The sequence below is a fragment of the Microcystis sp. LEGE 08355 genome, assembly GCF_015207185.1.
Taxonomy (GTDB): Bacteria; Cyanobacteriota; Cyanobacteriia; order Cyanobacteriales; family Microcystaceae; genus Microcystis; species Microcystis panniformis.
In genome coordinates this window covers 1-4,909 of record NZ_JADEXI010000358.1, presented here as the reverse complement: position 1 = coordinate 4,909, position 4,909 = coordinate 1, and the positions used below count along the sequence as shown (strand labels likewise).

General features: G+C 44.0%; 6 protein-coding genes. 2 read left to right on the top strand and 4 right to left on the bottom strand.

The features are described from left to right. Both IQ242_RS16835 and IQ242_RS16830 read right to left on the bottom strand, forming a co-directional pair. Positions 1–714 (bottom strand): DUF4335 domain-containing protein (locus tag IQ242_RS16835; RefSeq protein WP_193960762.1); only part of this gene is annotated, 714 nt, incomplete at its 3' end. Between the two features lie 335 nt (positions 715–1,049). Continuing rightward, complete coding sequence (locus IQ242_RS16830) at positions 1,050–1,589, bottom strand: DUF3038 domain-containing protein (protein ID WP_193960761.1); 540 nt, start codon at positions 1,587–1,589, stop codon at positions 1,050–1,052. Positions 1,590–1,725: 136 nt separating this feature from the next. Here IQ242_RS16830 and IQ242_RS16825 point away from each other — a divergent pair, with 136 nt between their 5' ends. After that, complete coding sequence (locus IQ242_RS16825; RefSeq protein ID WP_193960760.1) at positions 1,726–3,297, top strand: Na+/H+ antiporter; 1,572 nt, start codon at positions 1,726–1,728, stop codon at positions 3,295–3,297. A gap of 29 nt (positions 3,298–3,326) precedes the next feature. Here IQ242_RS16825 and IQ242_RS16820 read toward each other — a convergent pair whose 3' ends face one another. Together IQ242_RS16820 and IQ242_RS26770 are read right to left on the bottom strand one after the other, a co-directional pair. After that, positions 3,327–3,905, bottom strand: coding sequence for a hypothetical protein (locus IQ242_RS16820; RefSeq protein ID WP_193960759.1), 579 nt, complete (start codon positions 3,903–3,905; stop codon positions 3,327–3,329). Between the two features lie 199 nt (positions 3,906–4,104). Then, the gene (locus IQ242_RS26770; protein WP_255520667.1) at positions 4,105–4,227 is read right to left on the bottom strand and encodes a hypothetical protein; all 123 of its coding nucleotides are present in this window, start codon (positions 4,225–4,227) and stop codon (positions 4,105–4,107) included. 291 nt (positions 4,228–4,518) lie between these two features. Here IQ242_RS26770 and IQ242_RS16815 point away from each other — a divergent pair. Continuing rightward, positions 4,519–4,909, top strand: a 391-nt coding sequence (locus IQ242_RS16815; RefSeq protein WP_305070284.1) for a Clp protease N-terminal domain-containing protein, incomplete at its 3' end; no start/stop codon positions are given.

Here is a 4,909-nt window from a genome sequence, read left to right as displayed (position 1 = left end):
TGGCGGTGGCGGTAAACGGGTTTTATGGCCCAAATGTGCCGGTAACTGCGTGTTGGGGGCGGCTGTTCCCGTGGGGGGTAAAGGCAGAGTTGGCAAGGGTTGGGGAATCTTGGTGCTATTGGGATCGATGGTTAAATCATTGTTGGCCAATTCTTGCTGTTGATAAAATGCGATCGCTATTCCCCCGATAGTTATTAGGGCTGAGGCGATTAATCCCGTCCAGATCAGGGCATTTTTTCGATTTTTCTGGCGAATTAGTGGGGGTATTAGGGGACTTTCATGGTTATATTCCCCTAAAGCATTGGCTAGGTCGAATAATTGCGATGTGGTTAATTCAATCTCCTGTTTATCCCTATCGGTTAGCAAGGAACCTAAAAATAATTGATGCTGGAGAAGTCCCTGACAACGGAGAGAGGGTAAGGAGGGGAGATGACTTTCGGGGGAACCACTAGCCACGAAAGAGAGGGTAGAAACAGGACTAGAGAGTAAATTCTGCACATAATTAGCGACAATTTCCCCTAGTAGTTGTAATTGTGTGCGATCGCCTTTGATCGTCACCTGCTTTTCCTCACTCAATCTAGGATCATCAAAGCGCAATTGAAAGTGAGCATCGTTTAAGACATTTTTACCTAGCCAAACCGCTAGGGGCGAACTATTTCCCCAAATTTCTAGGGTACAGGTGGGGGGTGTATATTTGCGAATTAGATTACTCATTTTTAGTTATCGGTGGGAATTATAAATTAAGTAGTCGTGCAAAATTAATTTCCTAGTGAAGATAGGCAAGAGGCAAGAGGCAAGAGGCAAGAGGCAAGAGGTGGTTAGATATGTGTAATTAATTTTGCTTAGGTACTTATAAATTATGAATTATGAATTATGAATTATGAATTATGAATTATGAACTGGGAAGCTTTTTTTTCAGTGTTGCCAAAGGCACGGCGTAGCCGTCCAGTAAACAGTAAACAGTGAACTGAAAACTTACATCTGAAAACTTACATCTGAAAACTTACATCTGATAACTGATAACTGATAACTGATAACTGATAGGCTTTTTATTTTTGACTTGCCAAAAGGGTGTGCCAAAGAAGGAGATGACTGCGGGGACTGCTGTAGAACAATAAATCGATTAATAATTTCCAAGCTAGGGAAGTTAGGCTAGAATCAATGAGATTATTTTCCGATATTTCTGGGTATTTTAAGCGAAAATTAGCGATATAATTGCCTAAAAGCGTGGTTTTGACCGGTTCTTGTCCTTGAGTTCCCACTTGTTCCAAGAGAATTACGGCGCGACGGATTAACTCTTGCTTTTTTTGGGCTAGATGACAGAGGAGGAGAACTAGAGAACGGATGTCCGCTAGGGAGAGGTTTGACTGGGGTTGCCAGTGGTGGGCAACTAGGCGATCGCTTGTATCCAGATCTAAGGCTAATTCTTGGGCTGCTTGGGTGATAGACTCGGAGTCTAAATTAGCTAGAGAGACTAAAGCAACCAAAATCAGGTTTAAATAGCTATTAATACTCTCTAACTGCTCGTTACTGGGTGAGATAGCTAGGGGTAAATCCTCACCCGTGGAGGACTCGGCAGACTGAGGCATAGTCAAGGACATAGATAATAAGGAATTGCCAGCAGAAAAACTTGGGTTTAGGAGAAAAAATCACTGGTTCTAAAGTGTAATAATAATTTAGATTGTTCTTTTCTTGCACGTCCGCTCACCGATTGCCTCCCACCCAATGAGTTTAGAATCCGCTACCGATGAAGTCATTAAGCAAAATTTAGAACAATTTCTAATTGTTTTGTCCGTTTCCCTGAGTGTGGCCACGGTTTCGAGGATTTTTAGCTGGTTTCGCCAAATTCCTTACACCCTATTGTTAGTGATAGTCGGTTTGGGTTTAGCCTTCATCGATATCCGTCTGGTAAACCTATCCCCCGAACTGATTCTAGAAATTTTTCTGCCCCCTTTGCTATTTGAAGCCGCTTGGAATACCCGCTGGCGAGATCTGAAGGATAATTGGATTCCCGTCAGTCTTTTCGCTATTGTCGGCGTAATTATCTCGATTTTCGGGGTTGGTTTTACCCTAGATGAATTGACCAATTTACCCCTATTTACGGCATTATTAGTGGGTGCGAGCCTTTCTTCTACGGATCCCGTCGCTGTTGTCGCTCTTTTTCGCGAATTAGGGGCCAGTAAAAAGCTCACCGTGCTTTTGGAAGGGGAAAGCTTATTTAATGATGGGGTCGCTGTGGTCGCTTTCGCTCTTTTGGTGGAAATTCCCCTCGGTGCTAGTGGTCTATCCTTAGAGACAACTATTAGCCGGATTGCCGCTTTTATCGGTATCGGGGTGGCAGTGGGTTGTTTAGTGGGTTTTGGTATTTCCTATCTGACTCAACGTCTCGATTTACCCCTAGTGGAACAGTCTTTAACTCTTGTGTCCGCCTACGGTGCTTATTTATTAACCGAGGAGTTCGGGGGTTCGGGGGTAATCGGAGTGGTGACTACGGGGATTATTTTAGGTAATTTTGGCTCTAGAATCAGTATGAGTCCCCGTACCAGGCTATTAGTCACGGAATTCTGGGAGTTTCTCGCTTTTTTTGTCAATTCGATCGTTTTTCTCCTCATCGGCGATCAGATCCGTCTCTCCAGTTTAGCCGATAATCTCAATTTAATTTTTATCACGATCGCCGCCGTGGTGGCGGCCCGTTTTCTGGCTACCTTTGCTTTGGCAACTGTTAGTAATGCCTTGATGGAAACTAAAATTAATTGGCGGGAAAAAACGGTTTTATGGTGGGGAGGTTTGCGCGGTTCCGTTTCTATTGCCCTAGCTTTAAGTGTGCCGGTTATTTTTCCCAATCGTCAGGATATCATCGATATCGTCTTCGGAGTTGTTCTCTTTACCCTTTTGGTTCAGGGATTAACTATTCAAACTTTCCTATCGAGATTAGACTTGATCGGTGATCAACCAATTCGAGAAAACTATGCAGAACTTTTAGCCCGACGGGTAGCTTTAAAAAGAGTTTTAGACTATCTTTCTAAGTTAGATAAATCTCCCGATGTTGCCCCCGAATTTTTTAGTTATGAGCAGCATCTTGTCAAAGAAAAGTTAAAGACCGTAGAAGCGGAAATTCAATCTCTCAACGATAGTTATCCCCAATTACAACTATTAACAATGGAACAACTTCGGGAAACCCTCCTAGATATCGAAGCTGATACCTACGCTGAATTTATTCGAGCCGGCCGTTTAACTAGCAATTTATCCCCCGTCCTCCAAGAAATTCTCGCTGAAAGTAAAATTACTGAACAGTAGGACTATTTTGGGGTATATACCTGAACTTTTTATTGTTCTGCACCCGTAAGATTCTGACATGGGTGGGGTACAGATTCATCATTGGGTATCCCGAAATGGACACAAGAAGGAGTAGGAGTTCGGGGACGAGGGGGTGTTCGATCATGAACAGGAGGAGGAGTAGGAGGAGATTGCTCACAATCAGGAAGTTTTAAATAGTCATTATACCTATTCCAATGCTTCCAGTGCTGATCAATCAGATTCTGACCATATTCTATTTCTGCGTTTAATTTCGGGATAGTTACAAATTGTGCTAAAGTAACTGCTAAGGTAGATTCAAATGAAAAAAGAAAAGTTTTACTGGCTACTCTCTGAGCTTCATTAAGATCTTTTCGCAGGTTATAAACTCTCCTTACAAGTCCATCAATTTGCACTCGTATCGTAGTCATTTCTTGGTGTATCCTTGATCGCGCACCTGGGCGCAGACACTGGCCTGCATGGGTTTTTCCATCGAACAATAGGAGCAGAATTGCCGTTGTAGCAACACAGGAAAGAGTCAAAAGTGAATGTATTTTTCTCACCTGACTATCTTGAATTACTGTAACCTCAATTTGATAATCACTTGCCATAGAATCTACTGCTGTATAGATTTAAGTTGTAAGCAAAATTAGCCTTTGTAGGTTTGGTTAAGCGACAGCGCAACCCAACCCCAAAGACGACTTTCCAACAAAGGTACACACTCCCCCCCCAACAACTGTATCCTAAGCTACAATTTAATAAATCTTTATATTCTTCTCCCTAGCTTAGGGATTCATAGGGGAAAGAGTCTCAGGTATTTTCCCCTGTTTTACTGCTTCTCAGGCGACCGATCGCCTTCCGTGAGGGATTGTGGCGCGGTGTGTAAGATTCGGTAATAGGGTTCAAAATTCCGCTAACCGCTACTTGAGCCATAGCGTTTTCCCTTAAGCAGAATTCACGCCGCCTCCAGTTCATAATGCAATACCAGAAGCTCATCAGAGCAACTCGATTCGCAATTGGCGGCCTACCACAGAAGCCGCCCCTCGGCTGATGTAAAAGATGACCCGTGCGATGCGCCCGCTAGTAGGGGCAATTCATGAATTGCCCCTACTCCGCACTCCTGTCCCCTAACCCACCCTACTGATACGGATATCCCCCTTCCGGCTAATGTAAAGAAAACGTTACAGTAACAGGTAAAGCCCAGTAGCCAGGAAGCCGTCGATCATGTTTGAATACTTTAACCAGAAAGCTATCAAAGCGGTGATGTTCGCCCAAGAAGAAGCCCGTCGTACCAGTCACAGTGTCGTGGGTACGGAGCATTTACTGTTAGGATTGATAGGAGAAGCCACCGCCACCGCAGCCTTAATTCTCAAGGATTTAAAAGTCACCCTGCACGAAAGTCGCCGCGTGATTGAAGGAATGACCGGCCGCGGCACCGGTTACAGTCCCGTTAATATCCCTTTTACCCCGAAAGCGAAAAAGATGTTCGAGCAAGCATTTCAGGAAGCTCGACAATTAGGGGAACAGGCGATCGCACCTGAACATCTATTACTCGCTATCACCACCGATCCCGAATCCCTAGCCGCTAAAATTTTAATTATGCAGGGTGTTGATT